Raw genomic sequence first — 26,499 nt, forward strand, 5'->3', positions numbered from 1 at the left:
GTCCCCCTTCCCAGCAGCAGAGAGGCAGGTGACCTTCGATGACCACCCCCGTCACCACGCCGGCTTCCGCCCCCGCGAGCGTCTCCGCGGCGGCGCCGGCGTCCACCACGTCCCCGCGCACCGGGCGGAAGTCGGCCCGCCGCCGTGAACTCGGCGCGGCCGGCGCCCTGATGACCCCCTTCTTCATCCTGATGGTCACCGTCTTCCTGATCCCCGTCGGGACCGCCGTCTGGCTCAGCTTCTTCAGCGACGACCAGCCGGGGCTCGGCTTCGGCCCGGAGCGCACCGTCTTCGTCGGCATGCGCAGCTACGCCGCCGTACTGAGCGACCCGACGTTCCTGAGCGGGCTCGGCACCGTCGTCCTGTACTGCGTCATCTACATCCCGCTGATGGTGATCGGCGCGCTCGCACTGGCGCTGCTGCTCGACTCCGGCGTGGTACGGCTGCGCTCCTGGGCGCAGCTCGCGCTCTTCCTGCCGCACGCCGTGCCGGGCATCATCGCCGCCGTCATCTGGCTCTACCTCTACACGCCGGGGCTGAGCCCGGTGATCGACCTCCTCGGCAAGGCCGACATCACGATCGACTTCCTCGGGGTGCACACGGTGGTGCCCTCGATCGTGAACATCGCGCTGTGGAGCAACCTCGGCTACAACATGGTGGTCTTCTACGCCGCTCTGCAGGCCGTGCCTCGCGAGGTCATCGAGGCGTCCGTCGTCGACGGTGCCGGCCCCGTCCGCACCGCGCTCCAGATCAAGACGCCTCTCGTGCGCTCGTCGGTCGTGATGGTCGCCATGTTCACCCTGATCTTCGCGCTCCAGTTGTTCACCGAACCGATGCTGCTGAGCCAGTCGACCCCGATGATCAGCTCGCGCTTCTCGCCCAGCATGTACATCTACGACGCCGCGTTCACCCGTAACAACTACGGCCTGGCCGCGGCCGCCTCGGTCGTCCTGCTGGTCTGCACGATCGCCCTCTCCTACGGGGTGACCCGCTGGACCAACCGCTCCGACGCCGCCGAGGAGGACGCCCGATGAGCGCGACCGCTCCCACCCGCACCGCCGCCACCCTGCGGCCCCGGCTGCTCGGCCGCTCCGTCGTCAATCTGGTCGTCGGAATCTCCGTGCTGTACACGCTGCTGCCGGTGCTGTGGCTGGTGCTCGCCTCGTCCAAGGACCGGGACGCGCTGTTCGGCAGCGACGTACTCTCGCTCGACCACTTCTCCTTCGCGCAGAACCTCAAGGACCTGTTCGCGATGGACGGCGGCCTGTACTCGCGGTGGTACGGCAACAGCCTGCTGTACGCGGTCCTCGGTGCCGTGCTCGGCTCGCTGATCAGCATCGCCTGCGGCTACGCCTTCGACAAGTACCGTTTCGCGCACAAGGAGAAGCTGTTCGGTCTGGTGCTCGCCGCGGTGATGGTGCCGCAGACCGTGCTGGCACTGCCGCTCTATCTGATGGCGTCCGGCACCGGACTGGTGAACACGTTCTGGTCGGTCTTCATCCCGGTGCTCTTCAATCCGTTCGGCGTGTACCTCGGCCGCATCTTCAGCCAGGGCTACGTACCGAACGAGGTCCTCGAAGCGGCCCGGGTGGACGGGGCCGGTGAACTGACCACGTACTTCCGGGTCGCGCTGCGGATGCTCGGCCCCGGTCTGGTCACCGTGTTCCTCTTCCAGCTCACCGCCATCTGGAACAACTTCTTCCTGCCGATGGTGATGCTCTCCGACCAGGACCTCTATCCCGTCAGCCTCGGCCTGTACACGTGGAACAGCGCGGCCACCGTCTCGCCCGAGTACTACCCCGTGGTGATCATGGGTTCGCTGCTCGCCGTCCTGCCGTTGATCCTCGCCTTCGCGCTGCTGCAGCGCTTCTGGAAGTCGGGGCTCACCGCCGGCGCCGTCAAGTAGCGACACCCCGCACCCCGTTACCGCCCCCGGACCAGGAGAAAGATGACCGGCACCTCCCCCCTCGCACCTGTCGCATGGCGACGGCCGCGCGCCGCCGTCGCCATGCAGCAGGCCACCGCGGCCGCCCTGCTGAACACCGGGTCGCTGGCCGAGCTGTCGCGGGCGTGCGACCTCGCGCCCCTGCCCGTACTCGACGACTTCACCACCGACCGGGCCCGTGCCGTGCTCGCGGACACGGAACTCCTCGTCACCGGCTGGGGCTGTCCGCCCCTCGACGCGGCGGCACTGGCCGCCGCGCCCCGGCTGCGGGCGGTGGTGCACGCCGCGGGCAGCGTCCGCGGGCACATCACCGACGCCTGCTGGGAGCGCGGCATCGAAGTGTCGTCGGCCGCCGCCGCCAACGCGCTCCCGGTCGCCGAGTACACCGTCGCGATGATCCTGCTCTCCGGCAAGCAGGTCCTGGAACGGGCCCGCGACTACCGGTCCGAGCGCCACCGCGACGACTGGCTGACCACCTCTCCCGTCGTGGGCAACTACGGCCGGACGGTGGGCATCCTCTCCGCCTCCCTCATCGGCCGCCGGGTCATCGAGCTACTGCGCCCCTACGACCTGCGGGTGCTGCTGCACGATCCGTACGTCTCCGAGGCGCAGGCGGCCGAACTCGGCGTCCGAGCGGTCGGGCTCGGCGAGCTCTTCGCCCGGAGCGATCTGGTGAGCGTCCACACGCCGTTGCTGCCTGCCACCCGTGGACTCGTCAGCCGTGAACTGCTCATGTCCATGCGCCCGGACGCGGTGCTCCTCAACACCTCGCGGGGCGCCGTCGTCGACCAGGACGCGCTCGTGGACATCCTGCGGCTCGACCGCATCAGGGCGGTCCTCGACGTCACCGACCCCGACACGCTGCCGGCCGGACACCCCCTGTGGGAGTGCGAGAACGCCCTGATCACCCCGCATCTGGCGGGCTCCCAGGGCAACGAGTGGCAGCGGCTCGTCGACCTGGCGGTGGGCGAGGCCGAACGCTGGGCCGCGGGCGACGGCTTCGCCCATCCCGTACGACGCGAAAGGCTGGCCTTCCTCGCATGACCGATCCGCACCCGAACTCCCCGCTGGACCTTCCCGCCGACGACCGGGCGCTGAGCCCCGTCACCGGTTATACCCGCGCGCACTGGGAGGCGGCGGCCGACGGGCTGCTGAAGGCCGCCTGGCAGTGGGCCACCCCCGGCAGCGCGCTCCTCGACCTGCCCGGACGCCCGTCCGCCTCCGGGGTCCGCTCCGACGGCCTGGAGGGCTACGCGCGCACGTTTCTCGCCGCCGCGTTCCGGGTCGCGGGCGCGGGCGGCAAGGACCCGCACGGCTGGCTCGACCGGTACGCGGACGGGCTCGCGGCCGGCACCCGTACGCCGGGCCGGGACGACGCCGAGTCCTGGCCGCTGATCCTCGACCACACCGTGTTCGGCCAGCCCATGGTGGAGTCCGCCTCGGTCGCCATCGGGCTGCGGCTCACCCGGCCGTGGCTCTGGGACCGGCTGGACCCGGCCGTGCAGGACCGCGCCGAACAGTGGCTGCGCGGCGCCCTGCGCCACACGCCCGCCCCGAACAACTGGTACCTGTTCCCCTACTCGGTGGCCGGCTTCCTGGAGTCGGTGGGCCGCGGCGACGCGGAGACCGCGAGGGCCCGGGAGCGGGCCCACGACCTGATGGAGAGCTGGTACCGAGGTCAGGGCTGGTACGCGGACGGCGACAGCCGCGCCTTCGACCACTACAACGGCTGGGCTCTGCACCTCTACCCCGTGCTCGACGCCCACCTCTCCGGCGACTCCGAGCTGTCCGCGCACTACGGGGCGCGGCTGCGCGAGCACCTGGAGGGCTTCGCGCTGCTGTTCGGCGGGGACGGGGCGCCGATCCACTTCGGACGCTCGCTGACCTACCGGTTCGCGGCCGGTGCGGCTGTCGGGCTCGGCGCGCTCACCGGAGACACCCCACTCGCACCGGGCGCGTCCCGCCGGGTGATCAGCGGGGCGCTGCGCTACTTCCTGGACCGTGGCGCCACCGGCACCGACGGCCTGCTGAGCCTGGGCTGGCACGGCCCGCACGACGCGACGCTCCAGCCGTACTCGGGCCCCGCCTCCCCCTACTGGGCGTCCAAGGCCTTCGTCTCCCTGCTGGCCCCGGCGGACCACCCGCTGTGGACGGCCACCGAGGAGCCGGCCCCGAGCGAGGGACCGGACAGGGTGCTCGCGCTGCCCGCGCCCGGGCTGCTCGTCCAGTCGACGCGAGAGGACGGGATCGTACGGCTGCACAACCACGGCAGCGACCATGTCCGGCCGCACGAGGGCGAGTCGGCGGTGGAGGAAGACCCGCTGTACAGCCGGCAGGCGTACTCGACGGTCACCGGTCCCACCGCGCGGGCGAACACGGCCGACAACCATCTGGCCGTGGTCGTCGCCGGAGCCCGCAGCGCCCGCCGGGCCGTCCACCCGCTGGGCGCGGGCGGCGGCGACGGCTGGGGCTGGGCGGCTTCCTGGCACCGTCCGGTGTTCACGGGCCGCGCCCCGATGGTGCCGGGTCTGCGGGTGGAGAGCGTGACGGTCGTCCGCGGCCGGTACGAACTCCGGGTGCACCGGGTGCTCGGCGCCCCGCACGGCGCCCGCGTGGAGCAGACCGGCTGGGCGACGGGCCCCGAGTCCTCGGTGACGTCGGCGCTGCACGGTCTGCACGGCTGGGAGTCGCGGGACGAGGTACGCGCCCCGCAGGGCACGGCGTACACGCGCTGGGCGGTGCTGCCCCGGCTGGGCGCGGACGCCGAGGGCACGGCGGTCCTGGTGGCGCTCGCCTCACTGAGCGCGGAGCCGGGGGCGGACGCGCTCGACGCGGTGGTGAGCGGGATGAACGTCGACGGGGACACCGTCGAGGTGTGCTGGGCCGAGGACTCGGCGACGACCCGCATCGCCTTCGGCCCGGTGACGGTCACGCACGGCTGACGCGACGGGACGCGACGGGACGCGCGGCGGCGCACCCCCCGTCGCGTTACGCGTCCGTGCGGATCACGACCGCGAGGGTCCGCGGGCCGTGCACGCCCTCGACCCGTTCGAGTTCGATGTCGGACGTGGCCGAGGGGCCGCTGATCAACGTGGTCGGCCGCTCCGGCACCAGTCGCGCCACCGCCTCCGGTACGCCCACCTCCACGGTCGACAGATCGACGACGCAGACGTGCAGGTCGGGCACGAGGGACAGCGCCCGGCGTCCCTGGTCGGGCGAACCGTCCAGAAAGATCGTGCCGGTCTCGGCGCAACTCACGGCCGAGGCGGTGACGACTCCGCCGAGGGCGTCCAGCCGTGGTGCGGGGATGTCGGCGGAGTCCTGCTGGACCTCGCCCTCGTAGGCGGTGAGCCACTGCGGGTCGAGGCCGGCGGGCACGCCGATCCGGCCTGCTCCGTGCTCCCGCAGCACCTCGGCGACGACCTCGGCCGTGCGCTCGGCAGTGCAGGGGTGGACCTGGGCCTTGTAGTCGACGAGACGGTCGGTGAACAGCGCCAGCCGCTCGTCGTCGGGGAGGGTCCGCCCGATGCGGTAGTCGCGCGGGATCGGGGTGTCGGTGGCGGGTGCCAGGGCCAGGGCGTCCCGGACGCGGCCGAGCACCGTTTCACGAGCGGTCGTCACTTCTCCTCCTCCTGCTGCTGGTTCTGCCCGTACTCGTCGGCGGCGGCCCGCATGGTCGCCGCGCCCTCGGCCGAGGCCAGCCAGGAGCGGAAGGTCTCCTTGGGCGGGGCGGGGGTGTCGCGGCTGTCGCTCCAGCCGTTGAACGGCGGGGGCAGATGCGAGATCTTGCCGTCCCGTCCGGCGATGACGCGGCCGAGCCCGGACGCCTTCTGCGCGGCCGTGAACAGCTTCGGGCTCTTCATCACTCCGGCCGCCGCCTTCATGGCGAGCTTCTCGGCCGTGGTGCCGGACTGCTCGGTGTGCTGGTGGCGCAGCTCGACCAGCAGCGACGGAATGTCGATCTTGACCGGGCAGGCGTCGAAGCAGGCGCCGCACAGGCTGGAGGCGAAGGGAAGCGAGCTGTTGGGGTCGTCCTTGGCGGCGTGCATGCCGGCGAGCTGCGGGGTGAGTACGGCACCGATCGGACCCGGGTACGTCGACCCGTAGGCGTGGCCGCCGGCGCGTTCGTACACCGGACAGACGTTGAGACACGCGGAGCACCGGATGCAGTTGAGCGCCTCACGGCCGATCTTGTCGGCGAGGGCTGCGGTGCGTCCGTTGTCGAGCAGCACCAGATGGAAGGTCTGCGGCCCGTCGCCGGGGGTGACCCCGGTCCACATCGAGGTGTACGGGTTCATCCGCTCGCCGGTGGAGGAGCGCGGCAGGAGTTGGAGGAAGACCTCCAGGTCCTGGTAGCGCGGCAGCACCTTCTCGATGCCCATGACGGTGATCAGGGTGTCGGGCAGGGTCAGGCACATGCGGCCGTTGCCCTCCGACTCGACGACGGACAGGGTTCCGGTCTCGGCGATGCCGAAGTTGGCTCCGGACACGGCGACCTTCGTCGTCATGAACTTCTCGCGCAGATAGGCGCGGGCCGCGGCGGCCAGGTGGGCGGGGACGTTGTCCAGGGACGGGTCCACGCCCGGGATCTCCTTGAGGAAGATCTCCCGGATCTCGTCCCGGTTGCGGTGGATGGCGGGCACCAGGATGTGCGAGGGCTTGTCGTGGGCGAGCTGCACGATGAGCTCGGCCAGGTCCGTCTCGTACGGGGTGATGCCGATCGATTCGAGGTGCTCGTTGAGGCCGATCTCCTGGGTGGCCATCGACTTGACCTTGATGACCTCCTTACTGCCGGTCTCCTGGATCAGCCGCGCGACGATCTCGTTGGCCTCGCCGCCGTCCCGTGCCCAGTGGACGGTGCCGCCGCGTTCGGTGACCTTGCGCTCCAGCTCCTCCAGGAGCTCGGGGAGCCGGTTCATGGTGTCGGTCTTGATGGCCGATCCCGCGTCGCGCAGCTCCTCCCAGTCGGGCAGCTCGCCGGTGACGTCGAGGCGTTTGGCGCGGATGGTGTGGGTGGCCCTGCCGAGGTTGCGTCGCAGTTGTTCGTTGCCCAGGTCGTCGTGGGCGGCCGCGGGGAACTTCCGGTCACCGCGCAGGTTGCCCGTCCCGTACGGGGAGCGGGGCGGGGTCGCGGGCATGCCGAGAAACGTGCTGCTCATCGGGCGGCCTCCGTCAGGACGTGCGGCGCGGTGCGGGTGGAGGAGAGGATCTGCGCCAGATGCAGGGTCCGGGTGCCGGACCTGATCCGGGAGAGCCCGCCGCCGATGTGCATCAGACAGGACGAGTCGCCGGCGGTGCACACGGCGGCGTCCGTGGTGGCGATGTTGCGCATCTTGTCCTGGAGCATCGCGGTCGACGTGTCGGCGTTCTTCACGGCGAAGGTACCGCCGAATCCGCAGCAGGCGTCGGCCTCGGGCAGCTCGACCAGGTCGATCGAGTCGACCGCCCGCAGCAGCCGCAGCGGCTTCTCGCCGACCCGCAGCATGCGCAGCGAGTGGCAGGTGGGGTGGTACGTGACGCGGTGCGGGAAGTACGCGCCGACGTCGGTCGCGTTCAGCACGTCGACGAGGAACTCCGACAGCTCGTACGTCTTGGCCTTCACCGTGGCGACGCCCGAGCGCAGCGCCGCGTCGCCGTAGCGCTCGGCGATGATCTCGTGCTGGTGGCGGACCGAGCCGGCGCAGGATCCCGACGGCATGACGACGGCGTCGATGGAGGCGTCACCGAACTGCTCGGCGAAGTTGCGCACGAGGGGGACGGGTTCGCGCTGGTAGCCGGTGTTGACGTGCATCTGGCCACAGCAGGTCTGCCCCGGTGGGAACACCACGTCGTGACCCAGGCGCGCCAGCAGCACCGCCGTGGATTTCACCGCCTCCGGGAAGAGGGTGTCCCCCAGACAGGTGGCGAAGAGTCCGATACGCATGGGGCCTCCCCGATCGCAAGTTATGGTCCGACCATACTAGCCTCCGTCCGATTCCGGGAGGGGTACACGCACAGCCGCCCGGCCAGATCGAACGAAATCACCGATATGTGCGCCTCTGGATCCCCGGAGTGACCTACCAAGCAATTGGTCAGACCTTATTGACATGCGACATATCCAGTGTCCTACTAATCGCTGAACCGGGCTGCCGACTGCCCACTCCTCACCCCCACCTGCACCTGCACCTGCGTCACCAGCAGCCCTCCCGGGTCACATCCGCACGTGGGGCTGGACACGCGGTCCATGGCCGTCTCGGTTCGCTCCGCCCCGTGCCACTCAACGAGGAGTAATTTCGTGGCCTCCGCACCACCCGCCACCGTGCTTGCTTCGTACACACCAGATGTGCGTGCCATCGGCGACAGCCTCCTGGCCACCGCTCTGGTGAGCCTCATCCCGCTCGCCGTGTTCTTCCTGCTCCTGATGGTGGCGAAGCGCTCGGCGCTGGTGTCCGCACTGGGCTCGGTACTCTCAGCCCTTCTCGTAGCGGTGATCGGGTTCCGGATGCCGGTCGAGCTGGGCCTGCTCTCGGCGTCCCAGGGCCTGGTCTTCGGTCTGTTCCCGGTGATGCTGATCGTCGTGGCGGCCATCTGGTTCTACGAACTCACGGTGGTCAGTGGCAGGTTCGAGGATCTGCGCCGCTCGTTCAGCGCCGTCGGCCGGGGAGACCTGCGCGTACAGGCGATGCTCATCGCGTTCTGCTTCGGCGGCCTGCTCGAGGCGCTCGCGGGATTCGGCGCACCCGTCGCCATCACGGCCGTGATGCTGATGGCGCTCGGCCTGCCGCCGGTGAAAGCGGCCGTGACGGTCCTGCTCGCCAACACCGCACCGGTCGCGTTCGGCGCGATGGCCATCCCCGTCACCACGGCGGGCAACCTGACCGGCATCCCGGCCGAGGACATCGCCGCGGTCATCGGCCGCCAGTCCCCGCTGCTCGCGCTCTTCGTGCCCCTGCTGCTGCTGTTCGTCGTGGACGGCGCTCGTGGAATCCGTCAGCTGTGGCCGATCGCGCTGGTCACCGGTGGCGTCTTCGCCGTGGCCCAGTACTGGTGCTCCAGCCACTTCGCGTACGAACTCACCGATGTGGTCGCCTCGCTCGCGGGATTCGGCGCCGCCGTGCTGATGCTGCGCTTCTGGAAGCCCCGCACCCCCGAGGACCAGCACTCCCAGGTGGAGAAGGAGGCGCTCACGCCGCGCCGGGTCACCTACGCCGTGCTCCCGTACATCCTGGTGATCGCCGTCTTCGCCCTCGCCAAGCTGGACATCGGGGTGTTCGACGTGCCCGAGATCCTCGGCCACCTGAACCTCACCGTCGAGTGGCCGGGCCTGTACGGCGAGCTGCTCACCTCCAGTGGCGAGCCGTCGTCCAGCGCGATCTACAAGCTGGAGGTCCTGGGCAACCCGGGCACGCTGTTGATCATCTCGGGCCTCCTGGTCACGCTGATCTACCGTTACGCCAAGGACCGCGACGTCTACCCGATGTCCGGGTCCATGGCGCTCTCCGCGGCGGGCCGCACCCTGAAGAACATGCGGGTCGCCATCATGACGGTCGCCACGGTGCTCGCACTGAGCTACGTGATGAACCAGTCCGGCCAGACCGTGGCCATCGGCACCTGGCTGGCGACGGCGGGCGGACTCTTCGCCCTGCTCTCGCCGATCCTCGGCTGGCTGGGCACCGCGGTCACCGGCTCCGACACCTCGGCCAACGCGCTCTTCGCCAACCTCCAGCAGACAGCCGGCCAGACCGCCGGGATCGACCCGACGCTACTGGTCGCCGCGAACACCTCCGGCGGGGTGGTGGCCAAGCTGGTGAGTCCGCAGAACCTGACCATTGCCGCCACCGCGGTGCAGATGCCGGGCTCGGAACGCATCCTGCTGCGCAAGGTGGCCGGATACAGCGTGGGCATGCTGGCCATCCTGTGCGTCCTGGTCTACCTCCAGTCGACGTCGGCACTCTCCTGGATGCTGCCGTAGCCGTACCCCGACAGCCGAAACGGTGAGGGACCGGTGCTCCGTCCGGGTTCTCCCGGACCGCGCACCGGCCCCTCACCATTAGCCGCGCCGCTGCTACGCGGAACCGCTGTCCTCGTCGCCTGCACCGGTCCGGTCCTCGTCGACCAGCGTGCCGTGGAAACCGCGGATGTGGAGCTCGGCCAGGTCCGCCGCCTCGTCGCCCCTGCCGATGCGCACCAGCCTCAGCATCTCGGCGTGCTGACTGTTGAGTTGCGCCTGGGTGGCCGGCCAGTCGTCCACCTCTTCGAGGGCCCGCAGGATGAGGGGCCGCACCGACTCCCGCACCGCCGCGGTCAGCGTCGAGGTGAGCGCGTTGCCCGAACTGCTGGCCACCTTGACGTGGAACCGGGTGTCGAGTTCGTTGAACTCCTCCGGCAGGATGCCCTGCTGCGACATCCGGTGGACCACCGCGCCCGCCTCGTCCAGATCCCCCTCGGAGGCATGCGTCGCGGCGGCGGCGAAGCTGGCACGCTCCAGGGCGACCCTGGCCTCCATGACGTCGTGCAGGCTGTAGCTGCCCAGGGCGAAATGCAGGCGCAGCAGCCGCCCGAGTGCGTCGTCCGGGTTACGCACGATGCGGGCTCCCGAGTCCGGGCCCCGGCCGGGCTGCGCGACCAGCACGCCGATGGTCTCCAGCACCCGGAGCGCCTCGCGCAGGGCGGAACGGCTGACCCCGAAGACGGGGGCGAGCTCACGCTCGGGCGGCAGCCGGTCGCCGGCCCTCAGCTTTCCGGCGAAGACCTGCTCCTCGATGCTCTGGAGCACCAGTTCATGCGTCCGCGACTGCCGTACGGGTTGCCATTCGACGGGCATCCGCCACCCCCTGCACCGGCCGGAGCCGTTCCGTTGCCGACTGCGTCTTTCCGAATCTCCCACTATGTCACACACGTCATGTGGTCGGACCAGAAGTGCCGGGGGGGCACTAGCGAGGCCTGTCCGACCCCTGATCCGCCGGACAGGCCCTAGTACGTCACGACGATGCGGCGGGCCACGCCGTCCACCCGTATCCGCCCGCCGTACGGGATGACCAGCTGCGGGTCCGTATGGCCGATGTCGACATCGAGGACGGCCATGGTCTCGGGGGCGTACTCGTTCAGGGCACGCAGCACGGCCTCGCGCTGCTGCTCCCGATACCGCTGCCCGTCCGCGGTGTCGAAGGGCTGGTCGAAGGACCAGTTCTTGGCGCGCCCCATCACCAGTGCGGGGAACCGGCGCAGGAGCCCGCGCTCGCCCATGCTCCGCAGGATCCAGTACACCTCGCCGGCGCTCGGCATGTCCTCGGATGTTTCGAGGAACAGCACCCGACCCTCGTACTCGGCCGCCGGACGGATCTCCCGGTCGGCCACGAGCATCCAGGACAGGATCTCCAGGTTGCCGCCCCAGCTCGCCCCCTGGACCACCCGGTCGGCGTTGTGCCAGGTCCAGCCGTCGGCGGGGAGCATGCCGGGTTCGTGGTCGAAGGTCCGCGGGTCCTCCCACCTGCCGTTGACGCTGCCGGTCTCCTTCGCGGGGGTCAGTTCGTGGTCGTCATGGGTGAACAGCGCCGCACGCAGCGACGCGGCCGTCAGGGGGTGCATGACGCCCGGGCGCCCGAGCTCCACCATCACGGATCCGCCGTGATATCCGACGATGCCGAGGCGGTCGAGGAACACCAGCAGGTTGGTGTTGTCGCTGTAGCCGAAGAACGGCTTGGGGTTGGCCCGCAGCAGTTCCCGGTCCAGGTGCGGCAGCACGGTGATCTGGTCGTCCCCGCCGATGCTGGCGATGACCCCCTTGATCGTCGGGTCGGCGAAGGCCGCGTGGATGTCGGCGGCACGCTCCTGCGCGGTGGAGCCCATCTTCCGGGTGGCCGGGTACTCCACGGGCTCCAGCCCGAAGTCGTCGCGGAGCCTGCGCAGGCCCAGTTCGTACGGCAGCGGGAGGATGCCCGGGAGTCCGGACGAGGGGGACAGGACGGCGACGCGGTCGCCGGGCCGGGGCTTGGAAGGGTAGCGGGGTGCTGTCATCCGATGACCTTAATCAGCCGCTTGCGGGCTGTCCGCCGGATACTTTCCGGCGGGGCTACGAAGAGCCGGTCGGCGTGCCCTGATGGAAGTACAGCCGCCAGCCGGAATCCGACCGTCGCCAGAGCGAACTGCGTCTGACGCGGAGGCCGTTGCTCACCGAGATGTACGTCAGGTGTACGAGGCCCGGCGCCAGCAGCACGCCGGACATCCCGGTGGCGGTGCTCGGCTCGGGGGCGTTCTCGTCGGCGGCGGCGGACGTGACGGCCAGGATCGACGTCCTGTCGTAGCTCCGCCCGGAGGCGCCGAACTCGGTGAACTCGGGGTCGAGGAGTGCGGTGACCGCGTCCGGCGAGGCGCGCACGCCCGGATCGAGCAGCCGCAGTTCGCCGTCGACGGCGGCCCGCACGGACCGTTCCTCGTCATTGCTTCCGCTCATGCGTGGACCCTAGGCGAAGACCGTCGCCCACGCACGAACGCAACCCTCGGTGTCCGCGCCCGGGCCGGTGGGCCCTCCGCTCGCCCGTCCCGCCGCCTCAGTCGCCGAAGGAGCCGTGCCGGCCGGCGCCGCCCGCGAACCGGTCAGCCCCCGCGAGCGTCTCCCCCGCCGTCAGGGGAACGAGGCCGTGCCGGTACTCGGCGGCCAGCGCGTCCGGCTCGCTCAAGCCGTGCTGTTCGCGCACGGAGAGCCGGTCGTGGCGCAGGCACAGCTGGGGGAAGCCGGCGATCTCCCGGGCGAGTCGTTCCGCAGCGGGCCGGGACTCACCCGTGGGGACGAGCCGGTTGACCAGGCCCATCCCGTACGCCTCCTCGGCCGGTACGGGCCGGCCGGTGAGAATCATGTCCATGGCCCGGCTCTCACCGATCAGGCGCGGCAGCCGTACGGTGCCGCCGTCCACCAACGGCACACCCCCGCGGCGGCAGAACACCCCGAAGACCGCGTCCTGTTCGGCGACCCGCAGATCGCACCAGGCGGCCAGTTCCAGGCCCCCGGCCACCGCGTGCCCGGCGACCGCGGCGATGACGGGCTTGGCGAGCCGCATCCGGGTGGGCCCCATCGGCCCGTCCCCCTCGGCGGTCACGGTGTTGCCGCGTTCGGTACCGATGCCCTTCAGGTCGGCGCCCGCACAGAACGTGCCGCCCTCTCCCCACAGCACGGCGACCGCCGCCTCGGGATCGGCGTCGAACGCGCGGAACGCATCGGCCAGTTGGCGGGCGACCGGACCGTCGACCGCGTTGCTGACCCCGGGCCGGGACAGGATCACCGTGAACACGGGACCGTCGCGCTCGATGCGTACGGCGGGACTCTCGCTCATCGTTCACCTTCCCAGGGGCGCCGGTCGGGTCAGGCGCGGGCCGTGCGCCCGCCGCGCCGTCGGCACCCGGCTTCTGGCGCTTCATGCCGATCAACTCGCCGAGACACACAGCGAGTTCGGCGTCCATCATGCGGGCACAGGCAGGCCATCCTGGCAGTGAGTCCGTCCGGGCAGCCGAAGAGCTGTGCGAAGACCAGGGCCGGGATCGGGTCGGCGTACTGGGCGACCAGATCGGCCTCACCGTCGCCGGCGAACCGGTCGATGAGCTGGGCGGCGCTGCGCTGCACGTACGTACGCAACTGGTGCGGGTTGACGCGGCCGAGCGCGTCGTCGACCGAGGCACGCAGCCGCAGGTGGCGCTCACCGTCGGCGAACCAGAGGCTGGGCCGCCGGCCCATCATGGGCACGACCTGGTTGCCGGCCGGGACCTTGCCCTCGGTCAGCGCGGCCCAGCGCCGGGCCACGCCGAACGGGCCGACCACCATGAGCTTGGCGGTCAGCTGCACCGTGTCGCGGACGTAGATGCCGTCAAAGAGCCCGGAGGTCATGCAGCAACTTCTCCAAGATGTGAGCGGTGGCGGCCCGTTCCCCCGTCGCGGAGCCCGCGGCGGGCACCGCGGGCGCGAGGACGCGTCCGGCCGTCCATCGACGGCAGCGCCGGCCGTCGGCCCGACGGGTCGTCACAGCGATGCGCGGGCTGGGGAGTTCACGAGAGCGAAGCTCGGCACCTCGCGGCCCGGGGAGACGTCCCGTCGGGTTGTTCACCGAGTCCCCGGCAGGGACGGTCGGCTCACCTCGGGGCGGGACATCGCGACATCTTCCTGGGCAGCACGCTGGGCGGGCGGATCGATGGATCGGCGCTTCGGGGGGCACCGGCCACGCTGAGCGATGGGTGCACACACGTGGTGACTACGCACAAGCATGCTCATGACCAGGCATTGATAGCAATATGACAGAGCAAAATGCTGAAGATATTGATCACAGGAAGCGCCCCAAGCCCGCCCATGCCCCACATGTCGGACGGCCGGTTCCCTCGACTCCCCTTGACTCCCGTCGGCTCCCGTCGGCCCCGCCCGGTTCATAGGATTCTCACGCAGCCCGGCTACGGTGGCTGCCGTGACGCAGACGAGCCCGCCCGGCTGGCATCCAGACCCCGGGTACACAGGAATTGGCCCCATCCAGGAACGCTGGTGGGACGGCACTCAGTGGACCGATCAGCTCCGGGTCCCGCCGGCCGCGCTCCGCAGCCGACGGATACGCATCGGCGCGGGCATCACCGCGGCCGTGGTGGTCCTGGCCGCCATCGGCGGCGGTGTGGTCCTGCTGACGGACGATTCCGGCACGACCGGGAACTCCGCGGCGGCCCCGTCCACCTCGCCGTCCCCGGCCCCCAGCCGCGGGCCCGGCGCACCGGGCGGCAGTGGGGGCAGCGGTGGCGAGACGCCCGAGCAGCAGCAGCCCCAGACCGAGGACGGCTATGCGACGGACATGGCCAGCGGCATCAGCATCCCGGTCCCCGACGGCTGGACGGGCGAGTCGGGCATGGGTGCGGGCGTGACCACGGGCACGTACACCTGCCCGGGGGACAGCGGGGAGAAGTGCGTGCGCGGCGGAATATTCTCCGTACCGGCCGCGGCGCTGAAGCTGACCACCAAGACCGCGAAGGCCACGGCCGAGAAGGACATCGCGGCCAATGCCGAGGAGTCGTACGGCGAGAAGATCTACGGCGGCATCACCTCGCACGAGCAGCTGAAGTCCGAGGCGGTCACGGTGGCCGGCCAGCAGGGCTACCGGGTGCGCTGGAAGGTGGTCACGAAGGACGGTGACGACGGGTACGTCGAGTCCCTGGCGTTCCCCTCGCCGCAGGCCGAGGACATGCTGATCGTCGTGCGCTCCGGCTTCGACATCAACGCCAAGGCTCCCGCCCTGTCCGTGCTGGACGACATCACCAAGGGCATCAAGGCCGCCTCGGGCACGGGCGCCGGCCCGGGCACCAACGCGTAGGGCGGGTCTCCGAAGGCCCTCCTGCGGGCCGCCGCACGGCCCGGGTGAGTACCCGGGCCGCCCGGACTGAGTACGCCGCCCGATCCGCTGCCGGTCCCTCCGCTGCTGGAATGGGGGCATGGCTCCCGACGCACCACGCCCCCGCATGCAGCGGATGACCAGCACCGGCACCACGCTGGCCGTCACCCTGGCCCCGCTGGTGATCGGGGTCCTGCTGGCCCGCACCACCATGGCCATGGACCCGCTGACGCAGGTCAACGCCCTGATCACCCGCACGGGTCGCGGTCCGGGCGTCTCGCCCGCCGAGTGGCGCGGCTGCGGCAGGAGCGCGCTGCGCCGGTGCAGGACGTTGCCGCCCCGGGCCCGCCGCGGTGCGCACCGCGCCACGCGCGCGGTCCGCGCGGTCCGCGCAGTCGGCCGGCCGGGCCGGTAGCCGGCGCGGCCCCGGAGGGCCGCCGCGCCACCGGGGCCGAAAAACCGGTTCCCCTGCGCGCGTCCCGTTCCCTAGACTCGCCACGCATTCGCGCGCCGGCACTCCGCCGCGGCGCGCACCGTGACCATCGAGGGGAGACCTGCCGTGCGCTACCGCACCGCTGTCGTCGTTCCCCTGTCGCGGTACGAGGTGATCCTGGTGTCCACCTCCGCCCGGCGCCGGCTGCGCGGCCGGCCCCGGACACCCCTGACGAACACCTGAGCCCTGTCCGCTTTCTGACGGACCGTCCACACGACTGCGCCCTGGCGCGCCGCACCGTGGACGCCAGGGGTTCCACGGCTGCCACGAGCAGCCGATTCGTCCGGGCATCGCGCCGTCTTCTTCCGGATCATCCGAAAGGCCACGGACCATGCGTACCGAACAGCACCGCCAACTGACCAGCGCACTCACCGATGTTCGCAATCTGGGCATCCTCGCCCACGTCGACGCGGGCAAGACCACCGTCACCGAGCGGATCCTCTACGCCACCGGCACCACCCACAAGCGCGGCGAGGTTCACGACGGGACGACCATCACCGACTTCGACTCCCAGGAACGCGACCGCGGCATCACCATCTTCGCCGCCGCCGTGAGCTGCACCTGGGCGGGCCACCGGATCAACCTGATCGACACCCCGGGGCACGTCGACTTCGCCGACGAGGTCGAGCGCTCGCTGCGGGTGCTGGACGGCGCGATCGCCGTGTTCGACGCGGTCGCCGGCGTGGAGCCGCAGAGCGAGTCGGTGTGGCGCCAGGCCGACCGGCACGCCGTGCCGCGCATCGCGTTCGTCAACAAGCTCGACCGGGCCGGCGCCGACCTCGACACGGCCGTCACATCGATCCGGGAGCGGCTGCACACGATCCCGCTGGTGGTCCAACTGCCGATCGGCCGGGAGGAGCAGTTCCGCGGAGTGGTGGACCTGCTCCGCATGCGGGCGCTCGTCTGGGCCGACGGCTGCGACACGTACGAGGAGGGGGACGTACCCAGTGAACTGCGGGGCGAGGCACAGCGGCGCAGGCGGCTGCTGGAGGAGACGGTGGCGGAGCTCCATCCAGCCGCGCTGGAGGAGTTCTGTGCACGGTCCGACCTCTCCGAGCGGACGCTGGCCGCGGCACTGCGTGATCTGACGCATACCGGTGAGGGCGTCGTGGTGCTGTGCGGTTCCGCCTACCGCAACCGCGGTGTCGAGCCGCTGCTGGAGGCCGTCGTGGCGTATCTGCCCTCCCCACTGGACGTTCCACCCGTACGGGGCACGCTCGGCGACGCGGTACAGGAGCGGGCCGCCGATCCGGCGGCGCCGTTCGCCGCGCTCGCGTTCAAGGTCAACGCGACCGCGACGGGCCGGCTGACCTATCTGCGGGTGTACTCGGGAACGATCGGGAAGGGGGAAACGGTGCTGGACGTCGGCGCCCGGCGCAGCGAACGCGTCGGCCGCATCCTGCGGGTCCAGGCGGACCGCCATGTCGATGTCGACGCGGCGGTCGCCGGGGACATCGTCGCGGTCATCGGCCCCAAGGCCGTCCGCGCCGGTGCCACCCTGTGCGCGCCGGACGCCCCGCTGGTCCTGGAACCGCCGACGGTGGCCGATCCGGTCGTTTCGGTGGCGGTCGAGGCCTGCCGGAGCACCGACACGGAGCGGCTGATGGCGGCACTCGTACGGCTGGCCGAGGAGGATCCGTCGCTCGCGGTACGGACGGACTCCGAGACCGGTCAGACGGTGCTCTCGGGCATGGGTGAGCTGCATCTGGAAGTGGCCGCGGAGAAGATCCGCCGCGCCCACGGGCTGGAGGTGCGGGTCGGCCGGCCGCAGGTCGCGTACCGGGAGAGGGTCGTCCGCGGGGTGTCGGGTCTGGTGTACCGGCACGTCAAACAGGACGGCGGTGCCGGGCAGTTCGCCCATGTGGTCATCGACGTCGAGCCGTTGGAGGACGAAAACGACCGCGCCGCAGGGGTGGAGTTCGTGTTCCGCTCCGCGGTCGTCGGAGGCCGGGTTCCGCAGGAGTACGTCCGGGCGGTCGAGGCCGGCTGCCGGGACGCCCTGCTGGAGGGTCCGATCGCCGGGCATCCGGTGACCGGGGTGCGGGTGACGCTGACCGACGGCGCCACCCATCCCAGGGACTCGTCGGAGATGGCGTTCCGTACGGCAGGCCGGTTCGCGCTGCGTGAGGCGCTGCGCTCCAGTGCGATGGTGTTGCTGGAACCGGTCGTCGAGGTCACGGCGACGGTGCCCGACGAGGCCGTGGGCGGGGTGCTCGGCGATCTGGCCGCGCGGCGCGGCCGGGTGTCCGGCTCCACCGCACGGGCCGGTGCGGTGGTGATCACGGCGACCGTGCCGCTGGCCGAGCTGTTCGGCTACGCGACGCGGCTGCGCAGCCGGACACAGGGCCGGGGCACGTTCACCACCCGGGCCACCGGCTACGCGCCGGCACCGGCATCGGTGTCCGGTTAGCGCGCAGGGCCGGTCCCACCCGTCAGCGGGTGGGACCGGCCTGGTGCGGTCAGGCAACTGCCGGAATCAGTGCACCGGTTCGGGATACGTCGGGTACTCCACCCCGGAGACGTACTGCACGACCCGGATGACCTGGCAGGAGTAGCCGAACTCGTTGTCATACCAGAGGTAGAGGATCGCGTTGTCGCCGTCGACCTGAGTGGGGCCCGCGTCGACGATGGAGGCGTGCCGCGAGCCGATGAAGTCGCTCGACACCGCGTCGGGGGCGGTCGTGAAGTCGATCTGGCGCTTGAGCGGCGAGGTCAGCGAGACGTCACGGAGGTAGTCGAGGACCTCCTCGCGCGTGGTCTCGCGGCCGAGCTTCAGGCTGAGGATGGCGATCGAGACGTCCGGCACCGGCACCCGGATCGAGCTGCCCGTGATCGTCGCATCGAGGTCGGGGAGCGCCTTGGCGACGGCGGAGGCGGCGCCGGTCTCGGTGATCACCATGTTGAGCGGCGCGGAGCGGCCGCGGCGGTCGGAGTTGTGGTAATTGTCCAGCAGGTTCTGGTCGTTGGTGAACGAGTGGATGGTCTCCACGTGCCCGCGCAGGACGCCGTACTCGTCCGCCATCGCCTTGAGCGGCGGGACGATCGCGTTGGTGGTGCAGGAGGCGCAGGAGATGATCTGCTCGTCCGGCTTGATCATGTCGTGGTTGACGCCGTGCACGACGTTGAGGACGTCGCCCTTGCCCGGCGCGGTCAGGACGACCTTGTCGATGCCCGGACGCAGGTGGTTCGAGAGGCCCTCGCGGTCACGCCACTTGCCGGTGTTGTCGATCAGGATGGCGTCGTTGATGCCGTACGCCGTGTAGTCGACCGACGTCGGGTCGTCGGAGTAGATCACCTGGATCTCGTTGCCATTGGCGATGATCTTGTTGTTCGCCTCGTCGACGGTGATCGTGCCCTGGAACTGGCCGTGGATGGAGTCGCGCCGCAGCAACGAGGCGCGCTTGACGATGTCCTGGCCCGCGCCCTTGCGGACGACGATGGCGCGGAGCCGCAGGCCGTTGCCGGATCCGGCCTTCTCTATGAGCAGGCGGGCCAGCAGCCGGCCGATACGGCCGAAGCCGTACAGCACGACGTCGCGGGACTCACGGCGCTCGATCTTGTTGGCACCCGTGGCACCGGCCACGGCACCTGCGGTGAACTCCGCCTCGGAAAGGCCTCGGTCATCGGCCTTGTAGGTCGCGGCGAGCATGCCGATGTCGATCTGGGACGGACCGAGATCGAGGGTGGTGAGGGCCTGGAGGAACGGCAGGGTCTCGGTGACCGAGAGCTCTGCACCGTCGATCTGCCGGGCGAATCGGTGGGTCTTGAGGATGCTCACCACCGACTTGTTCACCAGGGAGCGGCTGTGCAGAAGGACGGTGACGTCCCTCTCGCGGTGCAGCTTCCCGATGATCGGGATCATCGACTCCGCAATCTCCTCGCGGTGCATCCAGTTGGTGAACGAGTCGTCATTGACAGTCACAGGTTTATCTTTCGAGCTAGGCGGCGCTCATATGGTAACCCGTCGTTCTTTTGATCATCCAGACGGTGCCGCCCGACGACCCCGGAGAGGTGCGGGGGTACGTGACGCGGGCACGCCCGCCCGGGCTCGGACGGGTTCACGCAGCGGACACGAAGTCGTCATACGGGAACCGGAATGTACGGCCAACGTCCGCTGTTTTCCCCTGACATGACTGTGGGAGTAGCGCTCAGCGCGACCGGATCCGACAACCAGATCGACGCCACCGTGCACCTCGCCCGGGAGGCCGCCGCCGCGGGGCTGCGGTCCGCCTGGTTCGGGCAGACCTTCGGTGCCGATTCCCCGCAGCTCGCGGCGATCGTCGGGCGCGAGGTGCCTGACCTCCAGGTGGGCACGTCCGCGATCCCGGTCTTCGGACGCCACCCGCTGCTCGTCTCCAGCCAGGCCCAGACCGCGCAGGCGGCCACCCACGGCCGCTACCACCTCGGGCTCGCGCTCGGCACGAAGCCGCTGACCGAGGCGGGCTTCGGCATCCCCTACGAGCGCCCCATCGCCCGCCTGCGCGAGTTCCTCACCGCGCTGCGGCAGCTCACCGAGACCGGCAGCGCCGACTTCCACGGCGAGCTGCTCACGGCGACCACCCCACTCCCCGCGCGCGTGCCCGGCGCGGAGGGCGGAGTCCCCCTGCTCGTGGCTGCGATGGGCCCGCAGGCGCTCCGGGTCAGCGGCGAGCTCGCGGACGGGATCCTGCCGTACCTCGCGGGCCCCCGGGCCCTGGCCGAGCACATCGTCCCGGCGGTCACCGCCGCCGCCGAGGCCGCGGGCCGCCCCGCGCCCCGGATCGTCGCGCTGGTGCACGGCGTCGTCACCGGCGACCCCGACTCCGCGCGCAGGACGGCCACCGAGCAGCTCGCGTTCTACGAACAGTTCCCCTCGTACGCGCGGGTCGTCGAGCTGTCGGGCGCCGCACGGGCCGGTGACGTCGCCGTGATCGGTGACGAGAAGGCGGTGGCCGCCGAGGTGGGGCGCTACCGGGATGCCGGGGCGACCGAAGTGGTGTTCTCGGGGACGGACCTGGCCGGGGAGGCGGACCGGCGGCGGACGTGGGAACTGCTCGGGGAGCTGGCGGGCTGAGGCGGGTGCGGGTACGAAGGAGGCGCGGTGGCGCCTTCCGCGCCTCCGTGGCGTCCGGCGTGGCGTCCGGCATTACGTCCGGCATTACGTCCGGCATTACGTCCGGAGTATTGACGCGCGATGAAACAACTCAATAGTTTCAGTATCTTCGACTCACCGGGGTGCTCCCCATGAGATCCGGAACAGTCGGCACCACCACGACCCGCGTCGCAGGGGGCCGAAGAGGGCCTCCGTACGGGCGTGGTCGTCCGCCCCTCGCGTTCCCCGTCAGGAGACCCGATGACCGACACCACCACCCCGGCCGCACGTCCCGCCGCGACCTTCACCACGCGCTCCCCCGCGACCGGCGAGCCGCTCGCCGAGCATCCGGTGAACGGGCCGGAAGAGGTCTCCCGTGCCGCGGTCCGGGCCCGCGCCGCCCAGGCCGGATGGGCAGCGCTCCCCGCGTCGCGGCGCCGTGACCAACTGCTGCGCTGGAAGAAGGCCCTCGCCACCGACCTGGACGCGGTGGCCCGCACCATCGCCGAGGAGACTGGCAAGCCGGCCGGTGACGCCGCGCTGGAGGTGGTCCTCACGCTGGAGCACCTCAGCTGGGCCGCCCGTAACGCCGGACGCGTACTGCGCCGGCGGAAGGTGGGCACGGGGCTGTTCACCGTCCACCAGCGGGCCTCGCTGGTGCACCGGCCGCTGGGCGTGATCGGCGTGATCGGTCCCTGGAACTACCCCCTGTACACGCCGATGGGCTCCATCGGTTACGCCCTGGCAGCAGGGAACGCCGTGGTCTTCAAGCCGTCCGAGCTGACCCCGGGCACGGGGGTCCTGCTGGCCGAGCTCTTCGACGCCGCCGTGCCCGAACACGCCGGGCTGCTCACCACCGTCACCGGCGCCGCGTCCACCGGGGACGCCCTGGCCCGGTCCGGGGTCGACAAGCTGGCGTTCACCGGTTCGCCGGGGACGGCCCGCAAGGTGATGGCGGTGTGCGCCGAGACGCTGACGCCGTTCCTCGCCGAGTGCGGCGGGAAGGACGCGGTGATCGTCACCGCGGACGCTGACCTGGACGCGGCCGCCGACGCGATCGTGTGGGGTGCGCTGAGCAACGCCGGCCAGACCTGCGCGGGGGTCGAACGCGTCTATGCGGTGCGTGAGGTCCATGAGGCGCTGTGCGCACGCGTGGTCAAGCGGGCCGAGGGACTGCGCCCGGGCTCCGAGGCGGACGCCACCTACGGCCCGATGACGCTGCCCGGCCAGGTCGCGATCGTCGAGCGGCATGTGACCGGTGCGGTCTCGGCGGGTGCGCGGGCCCTGCTGGGCGGGCCCGAGTCGGTTCGCGCTCCGTACGTCGCACCGGTCGTACTGACCGGCGTTCCGGAGGACGCGGCGGCGATGACGGAGGAGACCTTCGGGCCGGTCGTGGCGATCAACGCGGTGGCTGACGTGGACGAGGCGGTGGAGCGGGCGAACGCGTCCCGTTACGCCCTGGGGGCCGCGGTGTTCTGCCGCAGCCGGCGCGCCGGTGCCGCGATCGCGGCGCGGTTGCGTGCGGGGGCGGTGTCGGTGAACTCGGTGCTGGGCTTCGCGGCCGTGCCGGCCCTCCCGTTCGGCGGTTCGCAGGACTCCGGCTTCGGGCGGCTCCACGGCGAGGAGGGACTGCGCTCCTTCACCTCCGTGCAGTCGACCACCGTGCAGCGGTTCACCCCACCGATCGCGCTGACCTCCTTCGAGGTCCCACAGGCCACACGCGAGCGCGCGGTACGGATCGCCCGGGCACTGCACCGGCGCCGCTGAACGGCCGCGCCCCCGCCGGCCCGGACCGTCCGCCCGGCCGGCCGGCCCGGCCGGTCAGGCGTCCAGCAGCGGGGCCAGGTAGCGGCGCGCGAAGGCCCGGGCCTGGTCCTCGTCGTCCATCTCGATACAGCTGGCCGGGTTGAGCAGGAACGAGACGGCGACGCGCACCATGAGCTCGGCGACCGGCTGCGGATCCTCGTCGGGACGCCCCTCGGCCTGCTGGGCGCGGCGCAGATGACCCGTCAGGTACGTCACCGTTGCGGAGAGCGAGAAGCCGCCCTGCACCGTCATGTAGGGCAGTACGACCTCGGGTTCGAGACGCAGCAGGCCGCCGAAGAGCGGATGGGCCCGGGTGTGGCGCAGGGCGACCACGAAGCCCTCGACGACCCGCTCCTCCATCGTCGGCAACGCCGCCACCGCCGCGTCCAGCCGCTGGAAGAACCGGCTGAGCTCGCGCAGCAGGGTGGCCTCGACCAGCTTGTCCTTGCTCTGGAAGCGCCGGAAGACGGTGACGCGGGAGACACCGGCGCGCTTGGCGACATCGTCCACGGAGGAGCGGCGCAGACCCAGGAGGGTGAACTGCTCCAGGGCGGCGTCGAGGATCCGTAGCGCCGTACGGTCCTCCGCCTCCGGCTGGGCGATGGCCCGGGAGAGCCCCGAGTCGTTCGTGTCAGTTCTCATGGCGGTCACGATACCGGCGAACACCCCCCGCAGAGACAATGAAACGCATACCATCTCTTCGTATCACCCACGACACCCGGAGGACCTGATGGGCAGTCGCCTCACCGAAGAGCAGGCCGATTTCGTCGCGGCCGTCCGAGATTTCGCCAAGCGGGAGTGCGGCACCCGGGAGCAGCGCGACGCGCTGACCTCGGGCGGCCGTGAAGCCCACCACCCCGGGCTGTATGGCCGGCTCGCCGAACTGGGCTGGCTCGGGGTGTGCCTGCCGGAGGAGTACGGGGGCTCCGGCGGCGGGCTGGCCGACTCCTGTCTCTTCCTGGAGGAGACCTCGTACGGAATGGTCCCCGCCGGCGGCTTCATCACCACCGTCATCGCCGCCAAGGCGTACGAGAGGTTCGGAACCGAGCAGCAGCGGCAGGAGGTGCTGACCGGTGCCGTGGGCGGTGAGGTGCTGTCCATCGCCATGTCGGAGCCGGAGGCCGGGTCGGACGTCGGCGCGCTGCGGTGCCAGGCCCGTCAGGAGGCGGACGGCACGTGGGCGATCGACGGCCAGAAGACCTGGATCTCCAACGCGCACTGCGCGAAGCACATCCTGCTGGTGGCCCGCACCGGCGAGGACAAGCACGGCGGCCTGACCATGTTCCATCTGCCCGCCGGTACCGCGGGCGTGGAGGTGCGGCGCATCGACACCATGGGCGGCCGGGAGGTGAACGACGTGTTCCTCACCGGCGTGCGACTGCCGGCGGACGCGGTCGTCGGCCAGGTGGACAACGGCTGGCGGCAGTTGATGGCTGGGCTCAACTACGAACGGCTCTTCCTGGCCGCGAACATGCTGGGCCTGGCGCGCCGCGCGTTCGACGACACGGTCGCCTACGTACGCGAGCGCGAGCAGTTCGGCCGGCCCGTGGGCTCCTTCCAGGCACTGCGGCACCGGATCGCCGACCTCGCCACCGAGATCGAGTGCGCCCGGCTGCTGGTGCGTGAGGTGGCCCTGGACTGCGACGCACAGCCGGACAAGCTGTTCCCGCGCGAGGCGTCGATGGCCAAGCTGAAGGCGACCGAGACCGCCAAGCGTGCCGCCCTGGAGGGCATGCAGATGATGGGCGGCTACGGCTACACCACGGAGTTCGACATGGAGCGCCATCTGCGGGCCGCGGTGGTCTCCACGGTGTACGGCGGGACCAGCGAGATCCAGCGGGACGTCATCGGCAAGACCTACGGCCTCTGAGACGGTGCGGACGCGACAGGGCGGTCGACCGGGTGGTCGACCGCCCTGTCGCGTCCGTGAAAGGAGGCGGCCCGGTCAGTCCTCGTAGAGCCCGGACAGCTCGTCGGCGTACTTGTCCCGGATGACCCGGCGCCGCATCTTGAGCGACGGCGTCAGCTCGCCGGTGGCCGGGCCCCACTCCCGTACCAGCAGCTCGTACCGCTTGATCTGTTCGGTGCGGTTGAGACGGGCGTTGGCGGCGGCGACCGCGCGGTCCACCTCCGCGCGGACGGCAGGGTTGTCCGCCGGCCCGCTCGGCCCCTCCACCGTCCCAACGCCGTTGGCCGCCGCCCAGGCAGGGACAGCCTCCGTGTCGAGCACCAGCAGGGCGACCAGGTAGGAGCGGTTGTCGCCGTGCACCATCGCCTGGCCGATCAGCGGGTGTTCCTTGAGCGCGTTCTCCACCAGCGCCGGCGAGACGTTCTTGCCGGTGGAGGTGATGATCATCTCCTTCTTGCGGTCGGTGAGCCAGAGGTAGCCGTCCTCGTCCAACCGGCCGATGTCGCCGGTGGCCAGCCAGCCGTCGGCGTCCAGGGCGGACCGCACCGAGCCGTCCGGCTGGAGGTAGCCGGAGAAGACGGACGAGCCCCGCACCAGGATCTCGCCGTCCTCGGCGAGGCGTACCTCCACGGACTCCACCGGGCGGCCCACCGAACCAAGCCGGAAACCGGCCCGCGGGCTGTTGCTGGTGGCGACGCCCGTGGTCTCGGTCAGCCCCCAGGCATCCATGATGACGATGCCGAAGCCGGCCCAGAACCTCACCACCTCGGCCGACATCGGCGCGGACGCGCTGGCCGACCAGGTCACCCGGTCCAGACCACCCGCGGCCAGCATCGGCAGCAGCACCTCCTCGCGGACGCGGACGTAACGCTCGTCGAGGTCGGCGGGCGGCGTCTTGCCCCGCTCGCGGTACCCGACGTGCTCGCGGGCGACTTCGAAGGCCTGGTCGATGACCGCCCGCTGCTCGGCCGGCATCAGGGAGAGGATGCCCCGCACGGTGGCGGACAGCTTCTCCCAGATCCTCGGCACCCCGAAGAACTGCGCGGGGCGCACCTTGCGCACGACGGCGGCGACGCCCGTCGGGTCGGCACAGAGGTAGACGTGCGAGGCGCGGTGGCAGGGCAGGTAGATGCCCAGCATCCGTTCGGCGATGTGGGCGAAGGGCAGGTAGCAGATGTGCTCGACGTGCGGGGGCAGCTCCACCACGGCGTCCAGCGCCAGGGCATTGGCCATCACCTGGTGATGCGTCAGGACGACGCCCTTGGGTTCACCGCTGGTCCCGGAGGTGTAGACGACGGTCAGCGGGTCCTCGGGACGGGCGGCGTCCAGTTCCTCGGCGAACTGCTCCGGCACCGGTTCGCGGAGCAGGGCGGCGTACGGGAAGTGCTTTTCCTCCTCGCCCGCCTCGGCCACCACCATGCGCTCCAGCGGGGTCTCGGCGTCGGCCAGCAGCGGCTCCCACACCGCCACGTGGGCGGCCCCCTCCACCACAGCGAGACGGGCCCGGCAGTTGCGGGCAATGTGGGTGATCTGCTCGGGGGCCGCCGTTCCGTAGACGCTGACCGGGACCGCGCCGAGCCGCACCAGGGCCAGGTCGGACAGCCAGTGTTCGGACCGGTTGGACATCATCAGCAGGACGCGGTCGCCTCGGCGGACGCCGAGGGCCACGTAGCCGGCGGCGAGGCTCCGGGTCTGCTCGTGGATCTCCGCCCAGGTGAGGGTCGTCCAGCTGCCGTCCGCCCCTGCGGACTGCCAGGAGAGGCCGGGGAGTTGCGGGTACTCGTGCGCGTTACGGGTCAGGAGTTGCGGCAGGGTCCGGTCTGCCGGGTCGTCGGGCAGGTCGCCGGTGGTGCGGGGCGGTGATGTCATCGGGGCCTCCTTGCGGGTCGGAAGAGAACGTCTGAGAAGACCGGGGCGGTGGGGAGCCCCGGCGGGCGTGGCGGC

The 26,499-nt window shown here is 71.1% G+C and carries 22 protein-coding genes; 11 read left to right on the plus strand and 11 right to left on the minus strand.

Translation table 11 applies throughout. The annotated features are described in order from the left end of the window. The first annotated feature begins 38 nt into the window (after nt 1-38). From ACIBJG_RS33515 to ACIBJG_RS33530, 4 genes are read left to right on the plus strand one after another with little or no spacing between them, the layout of a single operon-like run. Nucleotides 39-1,034 (plus strand): carbohydrate ABC transporter permease, encoded by a 996-nt coding sequence (locus ACIBJG_RS33515; RefSeq protein ID WP_399313394.1) that lies wholly within the window; start codon nt 39-41, stop codon nt 1,032-1,034. Then, nucleotides 1,031-1,906 carry a carbohydrate ABC transporter permease gene (locus ACIBJG_RS33520; protein ID WP_399313396.1) on the plus strand — a complete coding sequence of 292 codons (876 nt, stop codon included), beginning with the start codon at nt 1,031-1,033 and terminating at the stop codon, nt 1,904-1,906. The genes ACIBJG_RS33515 and ACIBJG_RS33520 overlap by 4 nt, the downstream gene beginning before the upstream one ends. Before the next feature lie 42 nt (nt 1,907-1,948). Beyond that, nucleotides 1,949-2,989 (plus strand): hydroxyacid dehydrogenase, encoded by a 1,041-nt coding sequence (locus tag ACIBJG_RS33525; RefSeq protein WP_399313398.1) that lies wholly within the window; start codon nt 1,949-1,951, stop codon nt 2,987-2,989. Continuing rightward, entirely contained in the window at nt 2,986-4,887 is a 1,902-nt protein-coding gene (locus ACIBJG_RS33530; RefSeq protein WP_399313399.1) for a DUF2264 domain-containing protein, read from the plus strand. The genes ACIBJG_RS33525 and ACIBJG_RS33530 overlap by 4 nt, the downstream gene beginning before the upstream one ends. A gap of 46 nt (nt 4,888-4,933) precedes the next feature. On the opposite strand, the gene ACIBJG_RS33535 is transcribed toward ACIBJG_RS33530, so the two are convergent. From ACIBJG_RS33535 to ACIBJG_RS33545, 3 genes are read right to left on the minus strand one after another with little or no spacing between them, the layout of a single operon-like run. Beyond that, on the minus strand, nt 4,934-5,566 hold the full coding sequence (locus tag ACIBJG_RS33535; protein ID WP_399313401.1) for a lactate utilization protein C: 633 nt from the start codon (nt 5,564-5,566) through the stop codon (nt 4,934-4,936). Continuing rightward, nucleotides 5,563-7,104 carry a LutB/LldF family L-lactate oxidation iron-sulfur protein gene (locus ACIBJG_RS33540; protein WP_399313404.1) on the minus strand — a complete coding sequence of 514 codons (1,542 nt, stop codon included), beginning with the start codon at nt 7,102-7,104 and terminating at the stop codon, nt 5,563-5,565. The genes ACIBJG_RS33535 and ACIBJG_RS33540 overlap by 4 nt, the downstream gene beginning before the upstream one ends. Then, nucleotides 7,101-7,868 (minus strand): (Fe-S)-binding protein, encoded by a 768-nt coding sequence (locus ACIBJG_RS33545; protein WP_399313405.1) that lies wholly within the window; start codon nt 7,866-7,868, stop codon nt 7,101-7,103. The genes ACIBJG_RS33540 and ACIBJG_RS33545 overlap by 4 nt, the downstream gene beginning before the upstream one ends. A gap of 351 nt (nt 7,869-8,219) precedes the next feature. Here ACIBJG_RS33545 and ACIBJG_RS33550 point away from each other — a divergent pair, with 351 nt between their 5' ends. Then, a complete protein-coding gene (locus ACIBJG_RS33550; protein WP_399313407.1) occupies nt 8,220-9,896 on the plus strand; it encodes an L-lactate permease in 1,677 nt (558 codons plus the stop codon). 93 nt (nt 9,897-9,989) lie between these two features. Here the strand turns inward: ACIBJG_RS33550 and ACIBJG_RS33555 are convergent, their stop codons facing one another. From ACIBJG_RS33555 to ACIBJG_RS33575, 5 genes are all read right to left on the minus strand, one after another. Beyond that, nucleotides 9,990-10,748, minus strand: coding sequence for a FadR/GntR family transcriptional regulator (locus ACIBJG_RS33555; protein WP_399313409.1), 759 nt, complete (start codon nt 10,746-10,748; stop codon nt 9,990-9,992). Between the two features lie 149 nt (nt 10,749-10,897). Next, nucleotides 10,898-11,941, minus strand: coding sequence for a S66 peptidase family protein (locus tag ACIBJG_RS33560; protein WP_399313411.1), 1,044 nt, complete (start codon nt 11,939-11,941; stop codon nt 10,898-10,900). A 55-nt stretch (nt 11,942-11,996) separates the two neighbouring features. Beyond that, nucleotides 11,997-12,377: a DUF4440 domain-containing protein gene (locus tag ACIBJG_RS33565; protein ID WP_399313412.1), complete on the minus strand. Its 381-nt coding sequence runs from the start codon at nt 12,375-12,377 to the stop codon at nt 11,997-11,999. A gap of 97 nt (nt 12,378-12,474) precedes the next feature. Then, nucleotides 12,475-13,254: a crotonase/enoyl-CoA hydratase family protein gene (locus ACIBJG_RS33570; RefSeq protein WP_399313414.1), complete on the minus strand. Its 780-nt coding sequence runs from the start codon at nt 13,252-13,254 to the stop codon at nt 12,475-12,477. A gap of 29 nt (nt 13,255-13,283) precedes the next feature. After that, complete coding sequence (locus tag ACIBJG_RS33575; protein WP_399313416.1) at nt 13,284-13,802, minus strand: hypothetical protein; 519 nt, start codon at nt 13,800-13,802, stop codon at nt 13,284-13,286. A gap of 568 nt (nt 13,803-14,370) precedes the next feature. Between ACIBJG_RS33575 and ACIBJG_RS33580 the strand changes: the two genes are divergently transcribed. The 3 genes from ACIBJG_RS33580 to fusA all read left to right on the plus strand — a co-directional run bounded on the left by ACIBJG_RS33580 (nt 14,371) and on the right by fusA (nt 18,179). Further along, nucleotides 14,371-15,258: a DUF2510 domain-containing protein gene (locus ACIBJG_RS33580; RefSeq protein ID WP_399313418.1), complete on the plus strand. Its 888-nt coding sequence runs from the start codon at nt 14,371-14,373 to the stop codon at nt 15,256-15,258. Between the two features lie 118 nt (nt 15,259-15,376). Beyond that, on the plus strand, nt 15,377-15,691 hold the full coding sequence (locus ACIBJG_RS33585) for a hypothetical protein (RefSeq protein ID WP_399313420.1): 315 nt from the start codon (nt 15,377-15,379) through the stop codon (nt 15,689-15,691). Nucleotides 15,692-16,100: 409 nt separating this feature from the next. After that, nucleotides 16,101-18,179 (plus strand): elongation factor G, encoded by a 2,079-nt coding sequence (gene fusA / locus ACIBJG_RS33590; protein ID WP_399313422.1) that lies wholly within the window; start codon nt 16,101-16,103, stop codon nt 18,177-18,179. A 66-nt stretch (nt 18,180-18,245) separates the two neighbouring features. Here fusA and ACIBJG_RS33595 read toward each other — a convergent pair whose 3' ends face one another. Next, nucleotides 18,246-19,691, minus strand: a complete 1,446-nt coding sequence (locus ACIBJG_RS33595) for a glyceraldehyde-3-phosphate dehydrogenase (protein ID WP_399313423.1) — start codon at nt 19,689-19,691, stop codon at nt 18,246-18,248. Between the two features lie 207 nt (nt 19,692-19,898). Here ACIBJG_RS33595 and ACIBJG_RS33600 point away from each other — a divergent pair, with 207 nt between their 5' ends. Together ACIBJG_RS33600 and ACIBJG_RS33605 are read left to right on the plus strand one after the other, a co-directional pair. Continuing rightward, the gene (locus tag ACIBJG_RS33600; RefSeq protein WP_399313425.1) at nt 19,899-20,822 is read left to right on the plus strand and encodes an LLM class F420-dependent oxidoreductase; all 924 of its coding nucleotides are present in this window, start codon (nt 19,899-19,901) and stop codon (nt 20,820-20,822) included. Between the two features lie 279 nt (nt 20,823-21,101). Next, the gene (locus ACIBJG_RS33605; RefSeq protein WP_399313427.1) at nt 21,102-22,607 is read left to right on the plus strand and encodes an aldehyde dehydrogenase family protein; all 1,506 of its coding nucleotides are present in this window, start codon (nt 21,102-21,104) and stop codon (nt 22,605-22,607) included. A 54-nt stretch (nt 22,608-22,661) separates the two neighbouring features. On the opposite strand, the gene ACIBJG_RS33610 is transcribed toward ACIBJG_RS33605, so the two are convergent. Continuing rightward, nucleotides 22,662-23,288: a TetR/AcrR family transcriptional regulator gene (locus ACIBJG_RS33610; protein ID WP_399313429.1), complete on the minus strand. Its 627-nt coding sequence runs from the start codon at nt 23,286-23,288 to the stop codon at nt 22,662-22,664. 88 nt (nt 23,289-23,376) lie between these two features. On the opposite strand from ACIBJG_RS33610, the gene ACIBJG_RS33615 reads away from it, so the two are divergent. After that, entirely contained in the window at nt 23,377-24,516 is a 1,140-nt protein-coding gene (locus tag ACIBJG_RS33615; protein ID WP_399313431.1) for an acyl-CoA dehydrogenase family protein, read from the plus strand. Nucleotides 24,517-24,591: 75 nt separating this feature from the next. On the opposite strand, the gene ACIBJG_RS33620 is transcribed toward ACIBJG_RS33615, so the two are convergent. Then, the gene (locus tag ACIBJG_RS33620) at nt 24,592-26,424 is read right to left on the minus strand and encodes an AMP-dependent synthetase/ligase (RefSeq protein ID WP_399313433.1); all 1,833 of its coding nucleotides are present in this window, start codon (nt 26,422-26,424) and stop codon (nt 24,592-24,594) included. Nucleotides 26,425-26,499 lie beyond the last annotated feature (75 nt).

The sequence above is a fragment of the Streptomyces sp. NPDC050422 genome, assembly GCF_044458665.1.
GTDB lineage: Bacteria > Actinomycetota > Actinomycetes > Streptomycetales > Streptomycetaceae > Streptomyces.